25 protein-coding genes, 1 tRNA gene and 1 pseudogene are annotated in these 24852 nt (G+C 58.5%); 5 read left to right on the forward strand and 22 right to left on the reverse strand.

From position 1 onward, the window contains the following. Positions 1-377 precede the first annotated feature (377 nt). Positions 378-1241, forward strand: a complete 864-nt coding sequence (locus tag LUB09_RS16205; RefSeq protein ID WP_209983072.1) for a LysR family transcriptional regulator — start codon at positions 378-380, stop codon at positions 1239-1241. 16 nt (positions 1242-1257) lie between these two features. Here the strand turns inward: LUB09_RS16205 and LUB09_RS16210 are convergent, their stop codons facing one another. After that, positions 1258-3660, reverse strand: a complete 2403-nt coding sequence (locus tag LUB09_RS16210; protein WP_231423045.1) for a TonB-dependent receptor — start codon at positions 3658-3660, stop codon at positions 1258-1260. A 241-nt stretch (positions 3661-3901) separates the two neighbouring features. Between LUB09_RS16210 and LUB09_RS16215 the strand changes: the two genes are divergently transcribed. Continuing rightward, positions 3902-4330: a VirK family protein gene (locus LUB09_RS16215; RefSeq protein ID WP_231423046.1), complete on the forward strand. Its 429-nt coding sequence runs from the start codon at positions 3902-3904 to the stop codon at positions 4328-4330. A 51-nt stretch (positions 4331-4381) separates the two neighbouring features. Here the strand turns inward: LUB09_RS16215 and LUB09_RS16220 are convergent, their stop codons facing one another. From LUB09_RS16220 to thrS, 13 genes and pseudogenes are all read right to left on the reverse strand, one after another. Next, complete coding sequence (locus LUB09_RS16220; protein ID WP_231423047.1) at positions 4382-4693, reverse strand: cupin domain-containing protein; 312 nt, start codon at positions 4691-4693, stop codon at positions 4382-4384. 386 nt (positions 4694-5079) lie between these two features. Continuing rightward, positions 5080-5973 carry a hypothetical protein gene (locus tag LUB09_RS16225; RefSeq protein WP_231423048.1) on the reverse strand — a complete coding sequence of 298 codons (894 nt, stop codon included), beginning with the start codon at positions 5971-5973 and terminating at the stop codon, positions 5080-5082. Positions 5974-6269: 296 nt separating this feature from the next. Beyond that, a complete protein-coding gene (locus LUB09_RS16230; RefSeq protein ID WP_231423049.1) occupies positions 6270-6794 on the reverse strand; it encodes a hypothetical protein in 525 nt (174 codons plus the stop codon). Position 6795: 1 nt separating this feature from the next. Then, positions 6796-8643: pseudogene (locus LUB09_RS16235) on the reverse strand (DUF4011 domain-containing protein); the annotation flags it as partial. 326 nt (positions 8644-8969) lie between these two features. Continuing rightward, a tRNA-Pro gene (locus LUB09_RS16240) sits at positions 8970-9046 on the reverse strand. A gap of 90 nt (positions 9047-9136) precedes the next feature. Further along, positions 9137-9493, reverse strand: coding sequence for a MerR family transcriptional regulator (locus LUB09_RS16245; RefSeq protein WP_003174972.1), 357 nt, complete (start codon positions 9491-9493; stop codon positions 9137-9139). Further along, positions 9474-9776: an integration host factor subunit alpha gene (gene ihfA / locus LUB09_RS16250; protein WP_002553164.1), complete on the reverse strand. Its 303-nt coding sequence runs from the start codon at positions 9774-9776 to the stop codon at positions 9474-9476. Before ihfA ends, LUB09_RS16245 begins: the two co-directional genes overlap by 20 nt. 3 nt (positions 9777-9779) lie before the next feature. Continuing rightward, on the reverse strand, positions 9780-12158 hold the full coding sequence (gene pheT / locus LUB09_RS16255; RefSeq protein WP_231423050.1) for a phenylalanine--tRNA ligase subunit beta: 2379 nt from the start codon (positions 12156-12158) through the stop codon (positions 9780-9782). Between the two features lie 26 nt (positions 12159-12184). Next, on the reverse strand, positions 12185-13201 hold the full coding sequence (gene pheS, locus LUB09_RS16260) for a phenylalanine--tRNA ligase subunit alpha (protein WP_209983088.1): 1017 nt from the start codon (positions 13199-13201) through the stop codon (positions 12185-12187). A gap of 109 nt (positions 13202-13310) precedes the next feature. Next, positions 13311-13667: a 50S ribosomal protein L20 gene (gene rplT, locus LUB09_RS16265; protein ID WP_003234252.1), complete on the reverse strand. Its 357-nt coding sequence runs from the start codon at positions 13665-13667 to the stop codon at positions 13311-13313. 29 nt (positions 13668-13696) lie between these two features. Continuing rightward, positions 13697-13891: a 50S ribosomal protein L35 gene (gene rpmI / locus LUB09_RS16270; protein WP_002553160.1), complete on the reverse strand. Its 195-nt coding sequence runs from the start codon at positions 13889-13891 to the stop codon at positions 13697-13699. A 60-nt stretch (positions 13892-13951) separates the two neighbouring features. Next, on the reverse strand, positions 13952-14503 hold the full coding sequence (gene infC / locus LUB09_RS16275) for a translation initiation factor IF-3 (protein ID WP_015884933.1): 552 nt from the start codon (positions 14501-14503) through the stop codon (positions 13952-13954). After that, positions 14503-16425 carry a threonine--tRNA ligase gene (gene thrS / locus LUB09_RS16280; RefSeq protein WP_209983090.1) on the reverse strand — a complete coding sequence of 641 codons (1923 nt, stop codon included), beginning with the start codon at positions 16423-16425 and terminating at the stop codon, positions 14503-14505. Before thrS ends, infC begins: the two co-directional genes overlap by 1 nt. A gap of 366 nt (positions 16426-16791) precedes the next feature. Between thrS and LUB09_RS16285 the strand changes: the two genes are divergently transcribed. Together LUB09_RS16285 and LUB09_RS16290 are read left to right on the forward strand one after the other, a co-directional pair. Beyond that, entirely contained in the window at positions 16792-17106 is a 315-nt protein-coding gene (locus tag LUB09_RS16285) for a hypothetical protein (protein ID WP_209983093.1), read from the forward strand. Between the two features lie 289 nt (positions 17107-17395). Then, on the forward strand, positions 17396-17608 hold the full coding sequence (locus LUB09_RS16290; RefSeq protein ID WP_003234260.1) for a cold-shock protein: 213 nt from the start codon (positions 17396-17398) through the stop codon (positions 17606-17608). Positions 17609-17681: 73 nt separating this feature from the next. Here the strand turns inward: LUB09_RS16290 and LUB09_RS16295 are convergent, their stop codons facing one another. Both LUB09_RS16295 and LUB09_RS16300 read right to left on the reverse strand, forming a co-directional pair. Beyond that, positions 17682-18002, reverse strand: a complete 321-nt coding sequence (locus LUB09_RS16295; RefSeq protein ID WP_231423051.1) for an I78 family peptidase inhibitor — start codon at positions 18000-18002, stop codon at positions 17682-17684. A gap of 143 nt (positions 18003-18145) precedes the next feature. Further along, entirely contained in the window at positions 18146-18454 is a 309-nt protein-coding gene (locus LUB09_RS16300; RefSeq protein ID WP_209983096.1) for a hypothetical protein, read from the reverse strand. A gap of 171 nt (positions 18455-18625) precedes the next feature. On the opposite strand from LUB09_RS16300, the gene LUB09_RS16305 reads away from it, so the two are divergent. Next, positions 18626-18838: a hypothetical protein gene (locus LUB09_RS16305; RefSeq protein WP_209983098.1), complete on the forward strand. Its 213-nt coding sequence runs from the start codon at positions 18626-18628 to the stop codon at positions 18836-18838. Between the two features lie 31 nt (positions 18839-18869). Here LUB09_RS16305 and LUB09_RS16310 read toward each other — a convergent pair whose 3' ends face one another. The 6 genes from LUB09_RS16310 to LUB09_RS16335 are packed head-to-tail and all read right to left on the reverse strand — an operon-like array spanning position 18870 to position 24820. Then, positions 18870-19898 (reverse strand): nucleoside hydrolase, encoded by a 1029-nt coding sequence (locus LUB09_RS16310; protein WP_209983100.1) that lies wholly within the window; start codon positions 19896-19898, stop codon positions 18870-18872. A gap of 26 nt (positions 19899-19924) precedes the next feature. After that, the gene (rbsD, locus tag LUB09_RS16315; RefSeq protein WP_209983102.1) at positions 19925-20329 is read right to left on the reverse strand and encodes a D-ribose pyranase; all 405 of its coding nucleotides are present in this window, start codon (positions 20327-20329) and stop codon (positions 19925-19927) included. Beyond that, on the reverse strand, positions 20326-21243 hold the full coding sequence (rbsK, locus tag LUB09_RS16320) for a ribokinase (protein ID WP_231423052.1): 918 nt from the start codon (positions 21241-21243) through the stop codon (positions 20326-20328). Before rbsK ends, rbsD begins: the two co-directional genes overlap by 4 nt. Positions 21244-21266: 23 nt before the next feature. After that, a complete protein-coding gene (locus tag LUB09_RS16325; protein WP_209983106.1) occupies positions 21267-22289 on the reverse strand; it encodes a LacI family DNA-binding transcriptional regulator in 1023 nt (340 codons plus the stop codon). A 3-nt stretch (positions 22290-22292) separates the two neighbouring features. Further along, positions 22293-23270: an ABC transporter permease gene (locus LUB09_RS16330; RefSeq protein WP_003234269.1), complete on the reverse strand. Its 978-nt coding sequence runs from the start codon at positions 23268-23270 to the stop codon at positions 22293-22295. After that, complete coding sequence (locus tag LUB09_RS16335) at positions 23267-24820, reverse strand: sugar ABC transporter ATP-binding protein (protein ID WP_231423053.1); 1554 nt, start codon at positions 24818-24820, stop codon at positions 23267-23269. The genes LUB09_RS16330 and LUB09_RS16335 overlap by 4 nt, the downstream gene beginning before the upstream one ends. Positions 24821-24852 lie beyond the last annotated feature (32 nt).

Genomic DNA, 24852 nt, shown 5'->3' on the forward strand with positions numbered 1-24852 from the left:
AGCGGGCTTGCCCCGCGTTGGGGTGCGAAGCGCCCCCAATCGAGCAAAACGCGGTGTACCTGATACGGCTCAGCGCCTGGCTTTGGGGCTGCTGCGCAGCCCAACGCAGGGCAAGCCTGCTCGCCACAGGGAATCTGCGCTTAACTGAACGGCATTCGGGCTTGCGCCGCGTTGGGGTGCGAAGCGCCCCCAACAAGGAAAACACGGTGTACCTGACTGCTGGTTTTGGGGCTGCTGCGCAGCCCAACGCAGGGCAAGCCTGCTCGCCACAAGAATCTGCGTTTGACTGGGCGGCACTGGGGCTTGCCACAGGAGTGCGAACGCTCACAGCCCCACGCATTCCACTACAATGCCCGGACTCAATCGCAAGGCATTTTATGGACATCGAACTGGCTCGCACCTTTCTTGAAATTATCCGCTGCGGCAGCCTGGCGGCGGCGGCCGAGAAGCTGCACGTCACCCAGACGGCCATTACCGCGCGGGTCAAGAGTCTCGAGAGCCAGCTGGGCAGCACGTTGTTCATCCGTAACCGCGCCGGTGCGCGGTTGACTGCCGACGGCGAGGCCTTCGTGGTGTATGCCAACCAGTTGCTGCAGACCTGGGAGGCCGCGCGCCGCGACCTGCCATTGCCCGAAGGCTATCGCAACATGCTGCACATCGGCGGCGAGGTCAGCCTGTGCAACCCGCTCATGCTTGGCTGGGCCCAGGCCCTGCGCGAACACATTCCCGGGCACGCACTGCGCACCGAAATCGGCGAAGGCCAGCACCTGCTGCGCCAACTGGAACTGGGCGTGCTCGACGCCGCGCTGGTGTTCCAGCCGCAGTACTGGCCGGGGTTGCAGGTGGAGCAGGTGCTCGAAGAAAAACTGATTCTGGTGCAATTGGTGAGCAAGCCGGCGCCTTACGTGTATATCGATTGGGGCCCGGGCTTTCGCCAGCAGCACGACGCCGCCCTGCCCGACAAGGCCCGCGCGGCGTTGAGTTTCAATGTGGGGCCGCTGGCCTTGCAGTACATTCTGGAGAATGGCGGCGCGGGGTATTTCCGCACGCGCGTGGTGCAAAGCTACCTGGACAGCGGCGTGATGCAGCGTGTGCCCAAGGCACCGGAGTTCAGCTTTCCGACTTACCTGGTGTACGCGCGGGCGCGGGACTCGGCCGTGTTGCAGCAGGCACTGGCACTGCTGCGCGAGGTGGTCAGGGCGGAAAGTGACTGGTCACAGCGCTGGGACCCGCTGATCTGAATCCCCCTGTGTCAACTCAGAAATCGACCGTGGCCGACAACAGATAGGTGCGCGGCGTCGAGAGGGTCAAACCCGGCTCGCTGTCATCCGAGGCACCGGCCGAGCTCCAGTAGCGCTTGTCGGCCACGTTCTCCACGTTTGCGCGCAGGGTGATGTGCTTGTCATCCACCTTGAAGGCGTAACGCGCGCCAACATCGATGCGGTTCCAGGCATCGATCTGCTTGACGTTGGCCTGGTCCAGGTACTGGGAGCTGGAATAGATGCCGCGGCTGGTCAGGGTCAGGCCTTCGAGGGTCGGTACATCCCACTCTGCACCCAGATTGACGTTGTACTTGGGCGTTGCCGGCGCGCGGTTACCGTCGAAGGTGCCGTTGGTGGTGTGGGTCAATTCGCTGTCGATGTACATCACGCCGCCGAGCAGACGCAAGCCCTTGAGCGGCTCGCCAAACAGGCTCAGCTCAACCCCATCGTTCTGCCGCTTGCCATTGGGGCCGAACACCCGCGAGCCGGCATTGGTTTCGTAGGCCGGTTGCTTGATGCGGAATACCGCCGCCGTCACAGCGAAGGCTCCGGCATCGTACTTGGCGCCCACCTCAACCTGACGACTGATAAAGGGCGGGAAGATTTCATCTTCGTTGATCGAGGTGGACGGCGCGATCTTGCCCTGGCTCAAGCCTTCCATGTAGTTGGCGTACAGCGAGAGGGTGTCGGTGGCCTTGAACAGCACGCCGCCCGAGGGTGAGATCTTTTCTTCGTCGTAGGCGGTGGCGCCTTTGACGTTGTCGGTCCAGTCGTCGACCTTCACGCGCTGCCAGCGTGCGCCCAGGGTCAGCAGCAGGCGGTCGTCAAAAAAGCCCAGGGTGTCGGACAACGCCAGGCCACTGAACGTGTTTTCGGTATACACCTTGGAGTCAAAACGCGTCGGCCGCGAAGGCGTCGGGGTTTGCACGGGGTTGTAGAGGTTGCTCGGCGGGGCCGCGTAGCGCGCGCCGCCGTTTTCAAAGTCCATGTAGAAGTAGCTGGCCGCGAGGTTGACCTCATGGCTCACCGGCCCGCTGTGAAACCAGCTGCGCACGCCGGCGGTGGCGGTGCGCACATTTTCGTCACGGGTAAAATCACGCGGCTGCACACTGAAATCGCCGGCGTTATTGCTGACCGACACCGCATGGCGCAGGAAGTCGTGGTTACTCTTGCGCGCGCCGACCCCGCCGTACAGCATCACATTGTCGCTGAGGTCGAACTCACCATTGAACGTGCCGAAGGTGTCGTTGGTGCTGGCCTTGCTCCAGGACTGCGCGTAGTTGCGGCGCACATCGCTGGCGCTTGGCACCCAGGCATTGGCGGCCACCTGCACACGCTCCTGAGGCGCGTCGGTGTCCCGCGCGGTGCGGCCGATGTCTGTCGAGAGACGCAGGCGCTCGCCGCGAAAATCCAGGCCGAGCACGGCCATCTCGCGGTCGACGCTCTGGTGGTCCCACTCGGTGTCGCCGGCCTGCTTCACGCCGTTGAAACGAATGCCGAACTTATTGTCCTCGCCGAACCGGCGGCCAATATCCACCGCCCCGCCCGCCTGGCTGCCCGAAGCCCAGGTGCCGGTAAACGAATTGATATCCTTGTCGGTCGCCCGCTTGGGCACCACGTTGATGCCGCCACCCACACTGCCGCGCGGCGAGATGCCGTTGATCAACTGGCTCGGGCCCTTGAGGATGTCGACGCGGTCGGCCATTTCCATGTCAATCGTGTATGTCGGCAATACGCCGTACAGGCCGTTGTAGGACACATCACTGTTGAACAGGCTGAAACCGCGAATGGTGAACTGCTCATACCGCCCACCCGCCGGGTTGGTGGTGCGCACTGAAGGGTCGCTGGCAATCAGGTCGCCCAGCGTGCGCGCCTGCTGATTCTTGACCGCCTCCTGGGTGTAGGTGGTCATGCTGAAGGGCGTTTCCATGAAGTCCCGCGCGCCCAACAACCCCTGCGAGCCCCGGCGCGCAACCTGCCCACCGGCGTAGGCATCACCGCCCGCCAGGTCGTTGGTGGCGAGGATAGACGTCGGCGCCAGTTGCAGGCTGCTGCCTTCGGGCGCCGGCACCAGCATGAACGCCTGCTCGCCCATCGGCTGCAACTGCAGGCCGGAACCTTGCAACAGACGGGCAAAGCCCTCCTCCACAGCATATTCGCCCGTCAGGCCGCTGCTGTTGCGACCGCTGACCAGCGCCGGGTCCACCGACAGATTGACGCCAGCCAGGCCGGCAAATCGGGTCAGCGCGGCGCTCAGGCTCCCGGCGGGTACCTGATAGCTGCGGCGTGTGGTGTCTTCGGCGTAGCTGAGTGAAACGAACAGCGGGCTGACGCTGAGGCTCAGCATCAGGCTCAAACGAAACAAAGGGCGCAAGCGCGGGGGCAAAACGGCGGACATGGGAAGGCTCTCGATTTTGTTCACTTACCGGGTATGACAGGTGAAGTGAAAAAAAGGGACAGGCGCAGGCGCAATACCAGAGTCCATCGAAAACAGGTGCTGGGGAACATTCAGTGGAACAGCTCGTCAATTGGCTAGCCGCTCTGTGGGCAAGACCGCACTGCAACGTTCATCCACGCGGCGTACTGTCAAAAACCGCTACAGAGAACCTGCTCCCACCCCGACCATTACTGGAGACGCTATGAACAAGTCCTGCCTCTTTCTGCTCGCCCTGTCAGTCCCCGCCATGAGCTGGGCCGGCGATGCCTTGCCCGACTTGCCCGCAGTAACACAGTCGTTATTGGCCGGAAAGTCCGTCTCCGTGGTACTTGACCTGGGGCTCTGCAAACCGGGATCGAGCGACGTAGAGCCCACCAAAACCCGCGGTGGGCTGCGTATTGACGCCTTTCGCGTGACCGAAGACGGCACCCTGGCATTCGCCGACGATCATTTCAGTGTGAACCGTGACGGCAAGCCTATTAATCAATTTTTGCGCTATCGGGTGCACCCGGATGGCAGCGGCGAGTTCAGCATGACGATATTCTCGGTGCCTGATTACCGGCAGATTGATAAAACGCTCACGTATCAATGCGGTATTGGCAAGGGTTTGAGGTTTTTTGCGGGGGGTTGAATTCAGGAGGGTTGAGAGTGCGCTGGCAGCATCGGACCAGCCCGCTCTCAATCAAACGCTACCCTCGCGCTCGATGACAAGTATTCGAGCTTCGCCAAGAGGGTGAGCAACGTGCTCACAACCGATACCCGCAAAAAACACATCCCCCGCCGACAGCACAGCAATGTGTTCAATACCTAGCTCGCGATAGTGCATTTCGACGACGCCGTCCAGAACCGCAAATACTTCCTCGCCATCGTTCACATGCCACTTGTAAGGCTGATCCGTCCAATGAAGACGCACCGTCGTGCCGTGCATGTTTGCAATATCCAGTGCACCCCATGCGCGAGCAGCGGTGAACTCTTTACTCCGGATTACCTTCAATTGTTTTGTCCCTGGTGGCTGAGTTGAAGTTGCCTATCACGCATTCTTTGGCTTGAAGAGACCGTAGCATTTCCGGTATCGAAATCTCTTAAAGAGTAACGTTGTCAAAATGCATCGTCGGTGCTGAAAATTAACGCTTCAGAGCATCGCATTGAGCACGTAGATTCCTGTCGGAGATCGAACCGCAACCACCGTTATTGGTTTTCGCGTTACGCTGATAGCGCTGATCACTGTCGCTGATGCTATTGCAGCTAATCCCGCTGGTTTCCACGTTACAGGCATAACGCAGGTCGTTCGCTAAGATCGAGTTGCAACTACCATGGCCTTGCTTGGCTCTGCAGTAAGCGCGCTGGCCATGTCATTCTCTGGATTCTCAGATGATTCAGTTATACGAATACGGCGAAGCGCTGAGCATCAAGGGTGGCAACAGCCGAGAACCCAGCGCCCTTTTTGAAGCACATGTTATGGACAAAATTCTTCATAGCATCAGACGGATCGATGGTTTCGAGGTTAAGTCCGTCAACAGTTGACCTAGAGAATGCAACACTCAGAATCGGCTGCTCCTCCATATGACCTGTCGAGCTGTTGAGCACATTGTCCAGAGCGGTGACGATGACCAAATCATCCGGCAGGATTGCCAACAACTCTCGACCTACTCGCAGCGCGCAGCTGCACACGTAGTCCTGATGGAGTTCGTTGAACCGACCAATTGGCATAGCTTTGGTCGACAACTTGCCGCTTTTGAGTAGAGATTTGATTTCGGTAGGAATCACGTCGGAGCCATGGATAGCGACTTTGGCTTCTAGGACACCACCGTCATGAACAATCATCTGAATAGCTGAGCCGAGGTGTGATATTTCTGCAAACGACTCGAAAGCTTCGATGGCATCTAGCTTGGCCTGACGGTCACCATCAAGGATACGGATCGCAATGCCCCTCTCCTCTGCCCACTCGGTATGGGCAGTTTTCCATTCATCAAGCTGAGCCTGATATCGCCTTTCGTCTTCCGCCTGCGCGGCGCCAATCTTGCTTTTCAGGGCTGCACGCTGACGAGCCTCTAGCTTGAAGAGCCTAGCCCAGAAATTGGGGTGATATGTAGCGGCCGCGTGCGTAGCTTCTTGTTCAAGAGTACCGCTCTTGAGTGGCTGTCTAGGTTCAGGATTGGAGAGAAGTCGTTTCCATTTCACAGCCTCAGCACACTCCTTGTGCATTGAAAGGATGATATCTATGTGATTTTCGTACACCTCAACTTCATACGCTGCTTGTTCCAGCGCTTCCATCTTTGCGTACTCTTTCTGTCGCTTTTCAAGTTCACGCTGACGGCGATGAGCGTTACGCTCTGATCGCCGCGCAGACGCTTGCAGCGAACGTACAGTCCCTTTCCAACCCATCACGACTCTCCATAACGCCCATATGATGGCACGTTAAAATAACTCTTGGCGTTGACTGAATCACCTACGCATTTCGTTACCGAAACATCAGCTAGCCCATAAGGAATGCATTTGTACTCCACGCTTCTCAGAGCGAGGGCGCGTTCAGTTTCCCAGAAGTAAGAGGACCTTGACGGCCCCCTTGTTTACCCCGCCATTTGACGTACGGCTCTCTCAATCCGCTGGCGTCCCGCATGAGCAAGCTTGCTTACACCAGCTTTCCGGCAAGCCTCATCCAGCATGTCCATGATGAGCTTCTGTTGCTCGCCGTTAAAGGTTACGACCCCCACGGTCCGCCCGCTTTCGCGGAAGGCCGGAGACTGTAGGCGGGCAACCAAATCAGCAACTAAATATCTTGCTTCAATTAAGTTTGTTCGCGACCCACCCTTGTCATATACACCCGGGACTGGGCATAACCGTACTGCTTTGTCGGCCGTAAACGGTGATGGGAAGGTCACCAGCTTCGACTGGTAGTATCGCTGGTTCGAGAAAGCGATCAGACTTTCGTGGCGGCTACGGTAGTGCCAGTTCAGATTACGCATTGGCAAATTGGCACTGATGCACTCGTCCAGAATACTCTCGAGATCAGCCTCTACATCCTCATCTTCAGCGGTCGACTCAGCTCGGTTAAAGAACGAAGTCGGAGGGAGCTGTTTGGGGTCGCCCACCATCAGGGACATCCTTGATAGCATGACCAACTTTGTTCCAAATGGATGCGATATCCAGACCGGAGTCGTCCCGAGGCAGCTCCTGCTCCAGTGAACCCAAGCCCAGTTCAAAGTCTTGACGCAGCATCTCGATCAGAGTCGGGTTAAAACGAGGCTCATCATCGTGCAGCACCATGGTGAATCCAGAACGCGCACTCTTACGCTCCAAAGTGACAGGAACCAAGACCAGTGGCGCTTTGTACTTCTGCCCGGCCCTATCCTCACGCGTCCAGCTTAGAAAACCGATGGCCAGGAAAAGCGTGTTGGAGCCACCTTCCTGCAAAGCAGTACGAGCGCTTCGATATAACTCGGTTAATCGGACATCCATTTCGGCAGACGTCAGCGCAACGAATACTTCCCTACGTTTGAGAGCATCTTCAGCATGACGGCGGCGAACATCTTCTCGCTCACGCTGCTCATAGAGTGCGCGCTCACGCGGATCTGCGCCATCCATTAGGTCAGGCCTGGTAAGCAGCTTTAGAGACTGTCCACTTGCAAGAATGTCCTCAAGAGCACCAGGATCAGGAGATTCAAGCTTCAGCGCTCGCTTACCCATTTTGAAATTGAGCAAGTTATTTCGAAGCGACAGATCCAGAAGCTTTCGCTGCCATCGGCCGAGGCGATCTGCTGGGTCGAGCTTAGACAGATCCTCAACCTGTGCCTTAATATTGTCATCGGAGATGCCGATCCCGTCCTCCACAAGAATCGATGGGGCTTCATCAGACTCAGCAACGGCGACGCGTGTAATCTGAGCCTCTGAGCTGGCGAGCGGTTTGATACGTTGCAAACGGGCGCGACGGATATCTAGCAGCATCTCGAAAACACTTTCAGCATCTTCGGCTACCTGTTTCGTGCCCATCTCTACCGCATAAGAGAATGGCGGTATCGAGGCGTGGGTTATGAGAGTGGTCTCAAACAGCACGAGCTCCTGAAGCTTCACCCGCTTACGTACTGCAGTGACATCATCCACCACGGCAGTCGTGAACTCTTCTGGCTTAAGCCACAAACCAGCAAAGGCATGACCATGGGTGAATACGATCACAGGGTTAAGACCGATCTGCTCCAATGCTGCACAGAAAAGCAGAGTCAGATCGAGACAAGTAGCCAACCCGGAGTCAGCAATCTGACTGGGGCTACGAATCTTCTGTCCTGATTGTTCAAAGCTAGCCGGCGGCAACGCATAGTCGAGCTTCATGCGCGCCACAGCGCCCCACACTGCCGACGCCAACTGCCAAGCTCTTTTGGGGCCACCCTCATATCCATCAAGTGCCGACGGCTTATCGCTAAGACGAAGCAACTCGGCCGCCTGTTTGAGCAACCGCTCAACCGCTGCATCATTCGGCTGAACAAAAGCCGCAGTCATATCTGGTATATGCCGCAATCCGCCCCACTGGTTTCTGGGCAAAAGGTCTACAACCTGTTCAAGCCGAGCGACTTCCTTGCGACCGCTCTCCGCCTCCTTGTCATCGGCTTCGAGGACAAACGTAAAGGTCGACATTTCTGACTCTGTCAGGCGACTCAACAACGGGCCGTCCAAGACAAGATCAAGCCCAGGTATGACCCGGAAGCTATCTGCAGCGATCTCGTCGATCCGCCAAATCTTGGACTTAAATACCTCGGGGGCCGAGCTAAGCGTAAGAGTGGCATTGACGAAACGATTACTCGTTTCGTTCGAGATACGAAGCTCTCGAATCACAGGGATAGCGTTCTGGAAATCTGCAAGATTTAGCTTTGCTACCAAGGTGGCAAGGACCTTTACTTCCTTAGGCGGGGCTTCTTCTTGGGGTGTGAGGGGCTGAACGATATCGTCCATGCGCAACAATCCTTGTCGTTATGCTCAAGGGAGTGCCGAAACTGAACGGCCAGGGAGCCCCTCTTGAGCTGATGGCGGGATGATATCTCTTATAGCGACAGCCGTAATGTGCCTTTGGTCGTCACTGATTTCTCAGCCCATCATCGAACGTCACATACTACGACCGACACAGCTCAATATCGAAAAAGGATCGAAGTGCACTGGGCAAACTCCGATAGTGGTATCACATCGAAATGTCCATCAAGAGCCGGGCGTTTTGTGGGGTAAAAACACCTGCAAACAAAAAAGGGGTCGCGAGATAAAATCTCGCAACCCCTTGAATTATATGGTCGGGACGGAGTGATTCGAACACTCGACCCCTAGCACCCCATGCTAGTGCGCTACCGGACTGCGCTACGCCCCGACTAGGCGTGTTACTGGGTTTGCTTCGCAACGAAGCGATCAGGAATATACCGCAAGCTTTTGAAATGTGGAAGTATTTTAAAAGCTCAATTCACTTCTTCAGCACCACCAGCACATCTTCGAGTTCGGAGATCATCTGGCGGATCAGTTGCTTGTATTGGGTGGTGTCGTCTTTGGCCTCATCACCGGACATGCGCTGACGCGCGCCGCTGATGGTGAACCCCTGGTCGTACAGCAACGCGCGGATCTGTCGGATCATCAGCACGTCCTGGCGCTGATAATACCGACGGTTCCCGGTGCGTTTGACGGGGTTGAGTTGAGGAAACTCCTGCTCCCAATAGCGCAGCACGTGCGGTTTGACCGCACACAGCTCGCTGACCTCACCAATGGTGAAGTAGCGTTTGCCCGGGATGACGGGTAGCTCGTCGTTATGACTTGGTTCCAGCATAAGCCTCAACTCGGGCCTTTAACTTCTGCCCTGGACGAAAGGTGACCACACGGCGAGCCGTGATCGGGATTTCTTCTCCCGTTTTTGGATTGCGGCCAGGACGCTGGCGTTTGTCCCGCAGGTCAAAATTGCCGAAACCGGACAATTTGACCTGTTCGTTGTCTTCCAGAGCGTGCCTGATTTCTTCAAAAAACAGCTCGACCAATTCCTTGGCCTCGCGCTTGTTCAGACCCAGCTCTTCGTACAGACGTTCCGCCATCTCAGCTTTCGTCAAAGCCCCCATACGTCACTTCCTTAACGTGGCGTTTAACCTTTGTTCAAGCGAGGTGAGGATATTTTGTGTCGTGGTATTCACCTCATCGTCGTTAAGAGTGCGCGATGGATGCTGCCAGGTCAAGCCGACGGCGAGGCTTTTTCTATGCGGATCAATGCCTTTACCCTGATAGACGTCAAATAGCCTGAGGTCTGTCAGCCATTCCCCTGCATTTTCACGGATTACGTCCAGAACAGCAGTGGCAGCAACCTCACGATCGGCAATCAGGGCCAGGTCGCGGCGCACTTCAGGAAAGCGCGACAACTCGCTGAATTTCGGCATTTTGCCCGCAGCGACTTCCGCCAGAACCAGTTCAAAAACGAACACCGCACGGTCCAGCCCCAGGTTTTTCGACAGCTCGGGGTGAATCGCGCCAACAAAGCCTACCAGGCGACCGTCGCGCTCAATGCGCGCTGTCTGGCCCGGGTGCAGCGCGGGATGACTGCCCGGCACAAACGTGAAGGCATCCAATGCACCGGCAAAGCCCAGCACCGCTTCCACGTCAGCCTTGACGTCGAAGAAGTCTACGGGATCGCGGCCCTGAGCCCAGCCTTCCGGCAAACGGCTGCCGCAGACCACGCCAGCCAACATAGGCTCTTGCTTCAGGTCGCCCAACTGACCGACAAAACGCAGGCCGCTTTCGAACATGCGCACGCGGTCTTGCTGGCGATTGAGGTTGTGGGAAAGCGCTTTGACCAAGCCTGGCCACAGCGATGAACGCATGGCCGCCATGTCATTGGAGATTGGGTTAGCCAGCAACAGCGGCTCGACGCCTGGGTTGAACAGCTCGAACTGCCGGGGATCGATGAAACTGTAGGTCACCGCTTCCTGATAACCACGGGCTACCAGCAGACGACGCAGCTCAGGCAGGTGCGCGCGCGCTTCGGCCTTGGGTTGCGGTGCCAGGCGAGCCTGTGGGTAACGAACCGGCAGGCGGTTGTAGCCGTACAGGCGAGCCAGCTCTTCGATCAAATCGACTTCGAGACTGATATCGAAGCGATGGCTTGGCACATCAACGTGCCACTGCCCTTCCCCGCTGGCCGAAATGCCCAGCCCCAGGGCCGACAGTAATTGCTCGATTTCAGCAGGCGCGATCACCAGGCCAAGCATTTGCTCGACACTTTTGGCACGCAGGGTAATAGGCGCAACGGACGGCAGGTGCTGCTCGCTGACCACTTCGGTGATCGGGCCGGCTTCGCCGCCAGTGATTTCCAGCAGCAGGCCAGTAGCGCGCTCCATGGCTTCACGGGCCAGTTGCCAGTCCACACCGCGCTCGTAACGGTGCGAGGCGTCGGTGTGCAGACCGTAGGAACGGGCCTTGCCGGCGATGGCGATCTGATCGAAAAACGCGCTTTCGAGGAACACATCGCGCGTGGTTGCGGATACACCGCTGTGCTCACCCCCCATCACACCGGCAATGGCCAGCGCTCGGGAATGGTCGGCGATCACCAGGGTATCGGCACGCAGGCTGACTTCCTGGCCATCGAGCAACACCAGCTTCTCGCCTTCTTCGGCCATACGCACGCGGATGCCGCCGTTGATTTCGGCAAGATCGAAAGCGTGCAGCGGTTGGCCCAGCTCCAGCATCACGTAGTTGGTGATGTCGACTGCGGCGTCAATGCTGCGCACGTCGGCGCGACGCAGGCGCTCGACCATCCACAGCGGGGTTGGCCTGGCCAGGTCGACGTTACGGATAACCCGGCCCAGGTAACGCGGGCAGGCATTGGGGGCCAGCACTTCAACCGGGCGCACTTCGTCGTGCACTGCTGGCACGGCGGTGACTACCGGGCGGGTAACCGGGGCGTTGTACAGCGCGCCCACTTCACGGGCCAGGCCCGCCAGGGACAGGCAGTCGCCACGGTTCGGGGTCAGGTCGACCTCGATGCTGGCGTCTTCCAATTCGAGATAAACGCGAACGTCCTGACCCACGGGCGCATCCGCCGGCAGCTCCATCAGGCCGTCATTGCCCTCACCGATTTGCAGCTCGGCCTGGGAGCACAGCATGCCGTTGGATTCGACACCGCGCAGCTTGGCCTTCTTGATCTTGAAGTCGCCCGGCAGCTCGGCACCGATCATGGCAAACGGGATCTTCAAACCCGGACGCACGTTGGGCGCTCCGCACACGACCTGAAAGGTCTCGGCGCCGTTGCTGACCTGGCACACTCGCAATTTGTCGGCATCCGGGTGCTGCTCGGTGCTCAGCACCTCACCCACCACCAAGCCGCTGAAAATACCGGCGGCCGGCGTCACGCTATCGACCTCAAGACCGGCCATCGACAGACGAGCAACCAGCTCGTCGCGATCTACCTGCGGGCTTACCCAGCCACGCAGCCATTGCTCACTGAATTTCATCCTGCTCTCCTAAAGATTCGTTACGACTAGCGAAATTGCGCGAGGAACCGCAAGTCGTTGTCGAAGAACAGACGCAAGTCGTTCACGCCGTAACGCAGCATGGCCAGACGCTCAACGCCCATGCCGAAGGCAAAGCCCGAGAACTCTTCCGGGTCGATCCCGGACATGCGCAGCACATTGGGGTGCACCATGCCGCAGCCCATCACTTCCAGCCAACCGGTCTGCTTGCAGACACGGCAGCCTTTGCCGCTGCACATCACGCATTCCATGTCGACCTCAGCGGACGGCTCGGTGAACGGGAAGAAGGATGGACGGAAACGCACGGCCAGTTCCTTCTCGAAGAACACCCGCAGGAATTCTTCGATGGTGCCCTTGAGGTCGGCGAAGTTGATGTCGCGGTCAACCAGCAGTCCTTCGACCTGGTGGAACATCGGCGAGTGGGTGATATCGGAGTCGCTGCGGTACACGCGGCCAGGGCAGACGATGCGGATCGGCGGCTTGTTCGCTTCCATGGTGCGCACCTGTACCGGCGAGGTATGGGTGCGCAACAGCATGTTGGCATTGAAGTAGAAGGTGTCGTGCATCGACCGGGCCGGGTGATGGCCTGGGATGTTGAGCGCCTCGAAGTTGTGATAGTCGTCTTCGACCTCAGGGCCTTCGGCGATGCCGTAGCCGATGTGGGTGAAGAACTGTTCGATACGTTCCAGAGTCCGGGTGATCGGGTGCAGACCGCCCGACGCCTGGCCACGGCCAGGCAAGGTCACGTCAATGGACTCGGCCGCGAGCCTGGCCGCAAGATCGGCCTCCTCGAGCGACGCCTTGCGCGCATTGAGAACCTCGGTGACGCGCTCCTTGGCAACGTTGATCAGCGCACCGACTTGCGGACGCTCCTCTGCCGGCAAATTCCCCAGGGTCTTCATCACCTGAGTCAATTCACCCTTTTTGCCAAGGTAGTGAACCCGGATTTGCTCCAGGGCATTGATATCTTCAGCGCTATGCACAGCCTCAAGAGCTTGGGCAACGAGCGCGTCCAGGTTTTCCATGTACAGACTCCAGATACAAAATAGGGGAAGAGCTTGAAGGCTCTTCCCCTATTTATGACGTTTACCACCCTGGGCTGCAGGAGCAACCCAGAGTGACTGTCGGGGGTACTTAAGCCAAGGTGGCTTTAGCTTTCTCGACAATCGCAGCAAACACCGCTTTTTCGTTCACGGCCAGTTCAGCCAGAACCTTACGGTCGATTTCGATGGACGCTTTTTTCAGGCCAGCGATGAAACGGCTGTAGGACAGACCGTTAACACGAGCACCAGCATTGATACGAGCGATCCACAGAGCGCGGAACTGACGTTTTTTCTGACGACGGTCGCGGTAGGCGTATTGGCCTGCCTTGATTACCGCTTGCTTGGCAACACGGAATACGCGTGAACGCGCGCCGTAGTAGCCTTTAGCAAGTTTCAGAATTTTTTTGTGACGCTTACGGGCCATGACGCCACGCTTAACACGAGCCATGAGTTACTTCCTCTATTCTTGATCCAAAATTAACGAAGGCGCAGCATGCGCTCGACTTTTGCCACGTCAGACGGATGCAGCAAGCTGCTACCGCGCAGTTGACGCTTACGCTTGGTCGACATTTTGGTCAGAATGTGGCTCTTGAAAGCGTGCTTGTGCTTGATACCGTTAGCAGTTTTCAGAAACCGCTTAGCAGCACCACTTTTAGTCTTCATCTTTGGCATGTTCGGATACTCCGCATTCAGTTGATAAACATAATCAGAAGGCCTGCCGTGCCCTGTTGATTACTTCTTCTTTTTCGGGGCGATGACCATGATCAGCTGGCGTCCTTCCATCTTAGGATGCTGTTCGACCGAACCGTACTCGAGCAGGTCAGCTTCAACCCGCTTGAGGAGTTCCATCCCCAGCTCCTGGTGGGCCATCTCACGGCCGCGGAATCGCAAGGATACCTTGGCCCTGTCCCCATCACTCAGGAAACGTACCAGGTTGCGCAGTTTTACCTGGTAATCCCCTTCCTCCGTCCCTGGACGAAACTTGATTTCTTTTACTTGAATCTGCTTCTGGTTCTTCTTCGCCGCGGCAACCTGCTTCTTCTTCTCGAAGATCGACTTGCCGTAGTCCATCACCCGGCATACGGGTGGGATTGCATCGGCGGAGATTTCCACCAGGTCCAATTTGGACTCTTCTGCAATACGAAGCGCTTCATCAATCGAGACGATGCCAATCTGCTCGCCGTCAGCGCCAATTAACCGAACCTCGCGTGCCGAGATATTCTCGTTGATCGGGGCTTTCGGTGCAGCTCGTTTATCTTGTCTCATTTCACGCTTAATAATAATTACTCCGAATCTGGGCGACCACGCCGGGAAACCGCTTGCGCGAGGAACTCAGCGAACTGGGCGACGGGCATCGAGCCCAGGTCAGCACCTTCGCGAGTACGCACAGCGACAGTCTGCATCTCGACTTCCCTATCTCCAATAACCAAAAGATAGGGAACCTTGAGCAAGGTATGCTCGCGGATTTTAAAGCCGATCTTTTCATTTCTCAAGTCGGACTTGGCACGAAATCCGCTTTCGTTGAGAGTTTTTTCAACCTCAGCGGCAAAATCTGCCTGTTTATCAGTGATATTCATGATCACTGCCTGAGTCGGAGCCAGCCACGCGGGGAATGCACCCTCGTAGTGCTCGATCAGGATACCGACGAACCGCTCGAACGAGCCGAGGATCGCCCGGTGCAGCATAACCGGGTGTTTACGGCTGTTGTCTTCGGAGACATATTCGGCTCCCAGACGGATCGGCAGGTTAAAATCGAGCTGCAGGGTACCACACTGCCAGACGCGACCAAGGCAATCTTTCAGCGAGAACTCGATCTTCGGACCGTAGAACGCGCCCTCCCCTGGCTGCAGGTCGTACGCAAGGCCCGCACTGTCGAGCGCTGCGGCGAGTGCAGATTCAGCGCGATCCCACAGCTCATCGGAGCCAACGCGTTTTTCCGGACGAGTGGACAGCTTCATTTCGACTTCGGTAAAGCCGAAATCGCGATACACGTCCATGGTCAGCTTGATAAAGGCGGCGGATTCGGCCTGCATCTGCTCTTCGGTGCAGAAGATATGCGCGTCGTCCTGAGTAAAGCCACGAACACGCATAATGCCGTGCAGCGCACCCGATGGCTCGTTACGGTGACAGGCACCGAACTCGGCCAGACGCAGCGGCAACTCGCGGTAGCTCTTCAGGCCCTGATTGAACACCTGCACGTGGCACGGGCAGTTCATCGGCTTGATGGCGTAGTCGCGGTTTTCCGACTGCGTGGTGAACATGTTGTCGCCGTAGTTGGCCCAGTGCCCGGATTTTTCCCACAGGCTACGATCAACGACCTGCGGCGTCTTGACCTCCAGGTAACCGTTGTCGCGCTGAACCTTGCGCATGTACTGCTCGAGCACCTGGTACAAGGTCCAGCCGTTCGGATGCCAGAACACCATACCCGGCGCTTCTTCCTGCAGGTGGAACAGGTTCAGGCGCTTGCCGATCTTGCGGTGATCGCGCTTCTCGGCTTCCTCGATGCGCTGGATGTAGGCGGCCAGCTGCTTCTTGTCAGCCCAGGCCGTGCCGTAGATCCGCTGCAACTGCTCATTTTTTGCGTCGCCGCGCCAGTAGGCACCGGACAGCTTGGTCAACTTGAACGACTTGAGAAAGCGCGTGTTCGGCACGTGCGGGCCACGGCACATGTCGACATATTCTTCGTGGTAATACAGGCCCATGGCCTGCTCGTCCGGCATGTCTTCCACCAGACGCAGCTTGTAGTCTTCGCCGCGGGCGGTGAACACATCGATCACTTCAGCGCGCGGCGTGACCTTCTTGATCACGTCGTAGTCCTTCTCGATCAGCGCGTGCATGCGCTGCTCGATGGCCGCCAGGTCATCCGGCGTAAAAGGACGCTCGTAGGCGATATCGTAATAGAAGCCTTCATCGATGACCGGCCCGATCACCATCTTCGCGGTTGGATACAGTTGCTTGACCGCATGGCCAATCAAATGCGCGCAGGAGTGGCGAATAATCTCCAGCCCCTCCTGGTCCTTGGGCGTGATGATCTGCAGGCTCGCGTCGCCAGTGATCAGGTCACTGGCGTCCACGAGTTTGCCGTCGACCTTGCCGGCCACGGTGGCCTTGGCCAGGCCCGCGCCGATGGATGCGGCGACCTCGGCTACGGAAACCGAATGATCGAATGAACGTTGACTGCCGTCGGGTAGAGTAATAGTTGGCATGGCGCCTCCTCTCCTAGTGGTGACCCCTACCAAAGGTCACGTGGGTTGGGATGAGCCAGTACAAGATCCAATACCAGGCCGTTCAGTGATGAACGCCTGCCTTACAGCGGCAGGAGCCTTTCGGCCAACCGATAATCGAACCAGAGTGACTGGATTGAGCTGAAAAGAAACATGGCAAGGCGGCCAATGGCACACCCCGAAATAGCCAGGCGACAGATGCTAGCACAGATGAACGGTCATCGCGCCGGCGACGTGTCTGTTAAGGCAGTTTCCAGCCTTTATGGTCGCCAAAGTGAACTTGGGCTATACGACAGGCCTCAAACCCACCGAGAATCGCCGTTCGTCCTCGACCCAAAGGAGCATCCCATGATGCGTTTTACTTCGACCCTCGCTATCGCTGCCACCCTGAGCCTGCTGTCCCTCGGTGCTCAGGCTGCCGCCCCTTCAAACTGGCCAGCCGGTGCCCGCGAAGCCTTCGTTCAAGACTGCAGCGCCGCCGCCAGCCAGAACGTGGACGCCAAGACCGCCAAAGATCACTGCGATTGTGGCGCCAACAAGATCAACGCCGAGTTGAGCACTGCCGAAATCAAAGAGCTCATGACCAACCAGAACGCCAGCCCGGAGCTTAAAAACAAAGCCGTGGCCGCTATTTCGTCCTGCAAAGTCGTGAAGAAAAAGTAACAACGAAACGCCTTCAGGCGCCTGTTTTGCTGAAAAAACAGCCTGAAAACTGCCTTTTCTCACAAATTACGCAGCTTTTACGGCTTTTTTTATCAGCTGATATTACTGGCGCAAGCCCCGTAGATCGGGGCTTTCAGCCGATCATTGCGCTAAACGCAACGCTATTGATTAGCAAACAATGCCTTGGGGGGGCTCCCAAGCCGAACATTTCGACTATGATAGCCCGGTGTGCCCAGTTGGCCTGAGCAGCACAGCACTACTGAAAATATAAGTTTCTTGGAGATACACCATGTCTAATCGCCAAACCGGCACCGTTAAATGGTTCAACGATGAAAAAGGCTTCGGCTTCATCACTCCTCAAGGTGGCGGTGACGACCTGTTCGTACACTTCAAAGCTATCGAAAGCGACGGTTTCAAAAGCCTGAAAGAAGGCCAAACCGTTTCCTTCGTGGCTGAGAAAGGCCAAAAGGGTATGCAAGCTGCACAGGTTCGCGGCGAGTAATTCTCCGCTGAGCTAAAAAAACCCCGTCCATGTGACGGGGTTTTTTATGGGCGCTGCAAAAGCCTGGTGAACCTCAGCCGCAATTGACGCGCGTGATGACCAGATTGTCATCGGTATTCAGGTTCAGGCGGTCGGAGCGGTATTCCAGCGTGATCATATCGCTGGGCTTGAGGATTCGAGCGTTCTGCGCACCGGCGCGGGTGCGGGCCTGATCCAGCAACTGCGGGGAGGCTTTCTGGCCAACTGCAAATTCAGCAGCCTTCGACTCACAGCGGGTATGACCGGAATCGGCTACTGCGGCGTCTTTGCCTGGCTCAGAGGCACCCGGGGTGCTGCAACCCGCCAGTGCGAGTGCCGCCAACAAAGAACCGAATGATGCGAGCTTCCAAGGCATGAAGCCTCCTATGAAAAAAGTGGACAGAGATTGTGCGACAGCCGTCAGACCGATTGGTTTCAAGACGTAAAACGTGCGCAGACAAGTCTGCCTGACTCAGCACCGGCATTCGCTCCGTCAATCGTCACCAGATATGAATGCGCTCAGTAGATATCGATGTAGTCAAACGCCGGCACCGGCCAGTTCTGTTTCAACGCGTTGAAAATCTGCATGACCCAGACCTCATCACTGGCGGCCACGTTGCCCACATAACCAGAGCCTTTGGCCCAGGTTTCCAGGCGAAACAGCAGGCCCTCGATCTCGACACCGCCCACGGCCTTGCCGGAGGAAATGTACGCGATCCCTTCTTTGCTCACGCGCAATTGCGTGTGTTCGTCATCGCTGGCACTGGCGAGCAATTGGCGCACCGCCGCCGGCGTCAGGTTATCGGGACTGTTCAAGTCGATCTGCACGCGGTGTTCCCCGTTGATTCAAAGGGAGGACAGTGTCGCACAGCCTTACCTTTTGCCAAGCGCTTCATGCCTAAGTCGCAGTGCCAAATGCTGCGCAAAATGGTTAACTGCGTCCGCAAGAGCCGCGTTCCAGCGCACTGCCCCCGTTTTTCCGACCCGTGAGCCCCGACCATGAGCACCGTTATTCTCCAAGCCGACATCAAAGCCAAATGGCCTCAGGGACAAAGCTCCTACAGCCCCGGAAGCCCGGAAGAATTGGCGATCATTGGTATCGACCTGCTGGTCAAGGAACTGGGCACACAAGCCGCGCAGGCCTTCATCAGCCAGGTATTCGAGAAATACCCGGCTGATCACACAGGGGCGCACGACCCCGAGCGCGAATAAGGCCCGGCCGGCGGGCGCCGACCGGCCAACCTTATTTCAGACGGGACAGACGTTCAGTCAGTAAGTCGAAAAAGCCCTGGGCGTCGCCGTTTTCAACCCAGAATGCATTTTTCGGTTGTTTCAGGCCGTCATACCAATCGACGACTGTCTGGCCGAAGGTAGGACCCTCGCGGCTGTCCACGACCACATTCACCTCACGGCCACTGAACAGCGAAGGCTTGAGCAGGTAGGCAACGACAGTGGCGTCGTGCACCGGACCACCCGGAATACCGTAGTGCTCCATATCGCCCTTGACGTATTCATTGAGAATGTCGCTCACGATTTTGCTGGCGTTGTTGTTGATGTCGGCGATCTTTTTCAGGCGAGCCTCACTGGTCAGCACCTTGTGAGTCACGTCCAGGGGCAGATAGGTCAGCTTGACGCCACTTTTGAGCACGATCTCTGCCGCTATCGGGTCGGCAAACAGGTTGAATTCGGCCACCGGCGTGATGTTGCCACCATTGAAGTGCGCGCCGCCCATCACCACCACTTCCTTGATGCCCTGGGTGATTTCCGGGTCCTGGGTCAATGCCAGCGCCAGGTTGGTCTGCGGGCCGAGCATGGCGATCGTGATGCTGTGTGGCTTGGCAGCACGCAGGGTCTTGATCAGGTAATCCACGGCGTCGCCTTCTGCGAGGCCCTTTTTCGGCTCATGCACGGTGACGCCGGAAATACCTTCCTTACCATGGATGTTCTCGGCATAGATCGGCGTGCGCAGCAGCGGCTTTGGCGCACCGGCATACACCGGGATATCCTCGCGCCCTGCCCACTCACGCGCCAGACGCGCGTTGCGGGAGGTCTTGTCCAGACGCACGTTGCCGGCCACGGTGGTCAGCGCACGAATGCTCAACTCATCCGGCGATGCCATGGCGAACAGCAAGGCCACGACATCGTCGGCACCCGGGTCGGTGTCGATGATCAGGTCGATTTTTTCCGCCGCCTGGGCGCTTGCAGCAGTGAGCGCGGACAAAAGCAGAACACTCCGGAACAGGTTTTTCAGGGTCGGGAGACTACGTTGCATAAAACACTCCTTGTCGTTGGGAAACTCTAGAACGTGACGCCGGACACCAGCGCGATATTGCAATAAGGCTGGCACTCACCGGTGCGCACCACCGCGCGCGCCGAGCGGCTCAGTTGCTTGAACTGATCGTGGCTGAGCAGGCGTCGCTCACCCAGCGCGGCCTGCGCGGTCAGGCTGTCGAGGTCGGCCAGCGCAGCCGGCTGCTTGAGCAGGATTTCTTCGGCCAGCACATGGCTCTCCACCTGCATCTCGCTCAGCACGATGCGCAGGGTACTGATGAAATCGGGGATGCCCTGGGTCAGCGCAAGGTCGATCAACTCGACGCCCGGCGGCACCGGCAAACCCGCGTCACCGATGACCAGAATGTCACCGTGGCCAAGGGAGGCGATCACACGGGACAGGGCAATATTGAGCAAAGGGGTCTTTTTCATGAGGGCACAAAACCTTGAACGTCGTTTAGCGTGGGAATGGAAGGTTGCGCACCGTCACGCGTGACCGACAACGCCGCAGCAACCTGGCCAAAGCGAATGGCCTGGGTTTCGGATTTGCCATTGACCAGCGCCGCAGCAAAACCACCGACAAAGGTGTCGCCGGCCGCAGTGGTGTCGACCGCCTTGACCTTCGGCGCCGCCAAGTGCTCGAAGCGCTCGCCATCGGCGAACAATGCCCCCTCGGCGCCCAGGGTAATGATGACCTTGTCTGCACCGGCCTTGATCAGTTGCGTCGCCGCCAGTCTGGCGCTGTCGAGGGAGTCAACGGTCACACCGCTCAGTGCGCTGGCTTCGCTTTCGTTGGGGATCAGGTAATCGATCGAGGCGTACCACTCGGTCGGCAGCGGGCCGCTGGCCGGCGCCGGGTTGAGAATCACTGTCTTACCCAGCTCGCGGCCACGTTTGAGCGTGTAGCCCACCGTGTCCATCGGCACTTCAAGCTGGCAGACAATCACTTCGCCAGCCTGCAACACGGCATCCACCGCCTGCATCGCGGCCGGCGTCAACTCACCGTTGCTGCCGGCGACGATGACGATCGCGTTCTGGCTGCTGTCATCCACCACGATCAACGCCACCCCGCTGGAGCCATCCACCGTGCTGACGGCCTGGCAGTCGATACCCTCGACCAGCAGCGCATCGCGCAATTGATCGCCATAGGCGTCAGTGCCCACGCAGCCAATCATGGCCACCTCCGCCCCAAGGCGCGCGGACGCGACGGCCTGGTTGGCGCCCTTGCCGCCCGGCACAGTCGAAAATGACTGACCGATCAGCGTTTCGCCGGCACGCGGCAAGCGACTGGCGCGGGTGACCAGGTCCATGTTCAAACTGCCTACTACCACTACTTTTGCTGGCATACATCAGTACTCATCAATTCGGTTCAGCGGTATTGCGCGAACGCACCAGCGACCGGCGCCGTCGACTCACGCAACACAATGCTCGGCGTCACGATACGTTGATCGATCGGCAGTTGGGGGGTAGCAATTCGTCGCAGTAACAGTTCGGCCGCCGTTTCGCCCAACTGCACGATCGATTGCCCGACCGTGGTCAATGCCGGGTAGACGTAGCGGCCCATTTGTATGTCATCAAAACCGATCACCGAAAGCTCGGCCGGCACCCGAATATTGCGTTCCGCGGCTGCACGCAACACGCCGAAACCAATCATGTCGTTGCTGGCGAAAATCGCGCTGGGCGGGTTCCCGGACAACAACTTCACGGCGGCGGCGTAACCGCCGGTGCTGGTGAAATCGCTTTCCTCTGTGCGGCCCGGCGCAACGTCCACCCCTGCCTCGTCGAGCGCACGGTGATAGCCCGCCAGGCGCATTTGCGCGACGCGGGTGTGACTGGGCCCGCCAATGCAGGCGATGTCGCGATGGCCCAGTTCAAGCAAATGCCGAGTCGCGAGGTAAGCGCCCTCTTCGTGGTCAATGCGCACCAGGTCGACATCTATGCCGTCCAGCGCGCGGTCGACAATGACCATGGGGGTGCGCACCGCACTCAGGCCAGCCGCCAGGCCACTGTCGTCGCCGCCTACCGAGGTGACGATCAAGCCGTCGATGCGCTTTTCCAGCAGCACCCGCAGGTAGCTGCGTTGCTTGGCAGCGTTGTCATCGGAGTTGCACAGAATCACGCAATAACCGTTACGTTCGCAGTAATCCTCGATACCGCGGGCCAGCTCGGCGAAGTACGGGTTGAGGCTGTTGGGCACCAGCAGACCGATGGTGGCGGTCGTCTTGGCCTTGAGCGAGCGCGCGACGGCGCTCGGTACGTAGTCGAGCTGTTTGATCGCCGCCTCGACCTTGATGCGCACAGGCTCGCTGACCGGGCGTGTCTTGTTCACCACATGGGACACCGTGGTGTAGGAAATACCCGCAAGCGCTGCCACATCCTTGATCGTTGCCATGGTTCAGCCTCGCCGACTGGCGCGCTGGCTGCGGTAAGTGTCGAGGACCACCGCAATCACGATCACGGCACCGGTGATGATGCGTTTGGTGGGTTCCGTGGCACCGATCTGCGCCAGGCCTGCGGCCAGCACCGAAATAATCAACACGCCAAAGAACGTACTGATCACCGAACCGCGCCCGCCCATCAGGCTGGTGCCGCCGATCACTACCGCCGCGATCACTTGCAGCTCCAGGCCGGAACCGGCGTTCGGGTCGGCCGCTTCCAGACGCGATATCTGAAACAACGCCGCCACACCGGCGAGCAGGCCCATCAGGCTGAACACCAGGATTTTATAGGGCTTGGGATTGATACCGGCCAGGCGCACAGCTTCTTCGTTGGTGCCGATGCCGATCAGGTAGCGACCGAAGACCGTGCGGGTCAGCACCAGTTGGGCAACGATGATCACCAGCAAGGCAATGATGAACGACGGCGAAATACCGAAGGCAATCGGGTTCGACAGCCAGGCGAACGAGTCACCAATGTAGGCCGTACGCGAACCGGTCATCTGGTACGCCACGCCGCGTGCCATTTCCAGCACGCCGAGCGACACAATAAAGGACGGAATGCGCCAGGCCACGGTGATCGAACCGGTGATGGTGCCGGCCAATGCGGCGCAACCCATGCCCAGCACAGCGGCCGGCAACACGCTCCAGCCCCAGCTCAGGATAGCCACGCTGACCGCCGACGCGGCCAATGCCAGCACTGAGCCCACCGACAGGTCGATGCCGCCGATGATCAGGATGAAGGTCATGCCCACTGCCAGCACCATCAGGTCGGGGATCTGGTTGGCCAGGGTGCTGAAGGTGTCGTAGGACAGGAAGTGATCGCTGAGTACCGAGAACAGCGCGATCATCGCCAGCAAGGCACCCGCCAGTCCGAGGTAAGTGCCGAGGCCGTAGAAGTTGCCGCCAGTCTTGCCGGGGGAAGTTGTGGTTTTCATGGGGTATCCCTAAGCACTGCGTCGTTGAGCAGCGCATCACGTTTCTGATAGCCGGCAAACGCGGCGGCGAGCAATTCGTCCTGGGTCCAGCTGTCGCGCTCGAAGGTCTCGATCAGGCGACCGGCGGACAGTACGCCGATGCGGTCGCAGATCAGCATCAGCTCACGCAGGTCACTGGACACTACCACCAGCGCTTTGCCCTGACGGGTCAACTCGCCGAGCAAGGCATAAATGTCGAACTTGGCACCGACGTCGATACCGCGGGTGGGCTCATCGAACAGCATCACCTGGCAGTCGCGCTCCAGCCAGCGGCCGATCACGACTTTCTGCTGGTTGCCGCCGGACAGTTCCGAGACCAATTGCGCCGGGCTGGAACTGCGAATTCGCATGGCGTCGATCTGACGCTTGGCCAGGGCGGTTTCATCGCGGCTGTTGACCACCCCGCCGCCGGAAATTTCCGGCATATTGCCCAAGGCGATATTCGCGCTGATCGACTGGGTCAGCAGCAGGCCCTCGCCTTTGCGGTCTTCGGTGATCAGGGCGATACCGTGCCCCACTGCGTCGACCGGCGAGCGAATGCTCACTACCTTTGCCGGCGAACCCAGGGCGACGGTACCGCTGTCGGCCAGGTCTGCACCGAAGATAAGACGCAGCAGTTCAGTGCGGCCGGCGCCGATCAGGCCGGAAATGCCATAGATCTCGCCGGCGCGTACCTCAAAGGACACATCGCGAACCTTGTCCGACCGTGTCAGGCCTTTGAGCGTCAAGGCCGGGCCGCCAATGGTGCGCGGGCCCAGGTCAATCTGTTCGCCCAGCTCCCGGCCGACCATCAAGGTGACCAGTTGCTCGCTGTTGTAATTGGCCATCGGTTCGGCACACACCAGCTTGCCATCGCGCAATACCGCAATGCGCTGGGCGACGCGGGCCAGTTCTTCGAGCCGGTGTGAAATATAAATGATCGCCACGCCCCGAGCCTGCAGACGGGTGATCTGTTCAAACAGCATCTCGACTTCTCGGGCCGTGAGCATCGCCGTGGGTTCGTCGAGAATCAGTACGTGGCAGTCGCCGATCAGGTTGCGGGCAATCTCGACCATCTGCTGATGGCCAATACCCAGACTGCCGACCAGCGTGTCCGGGTCGATCGCGTCCAGGCCGACCTGCGCCATGGCTTCAATCGCGGCTTTACGCAGTTGCTTGCGGTTGATCCAGCCACCGTGGCTGGGCAGGTTATGCAGGAACAGGTTCTCGGCCACGGTCAGGGTCGGCAGCAGGTTGAGCTCCTGCATGACCATCCGCACACCCAGCGCTTCGGCCTGGGTACGGCTGCCTGGTTGGTAATCCTGGCCGTTGAACTGCATCTGCCCGGTGGTGGGCGTGACCAGCCCGCCGATGATCTTCGACAAGGTGCTTTTGCCTGCGCCGTTCTCGCCGGTAAGCGCCAGCACTTCCCCGCGATTGAGCGTCAGCGTGATGTCGGACAGCACCGGTTGGGCATAGGTCTTGCCGATACCGCTGACCGAAAGGACAGCCGCCTGGGCGGAAGGTGACATAGGAAAATCTCCAGGCGCCCGCTCAGGACAAG

This window comes from Pseudomonas sp. Leaf59, assembly GCF_920984685.1.
Lineage (GTDB): Bacteria > Pseudomonadota > Gammaproteobacteria > Pseudomonadales > Pseudomonadaceae > Aquipseudomonas.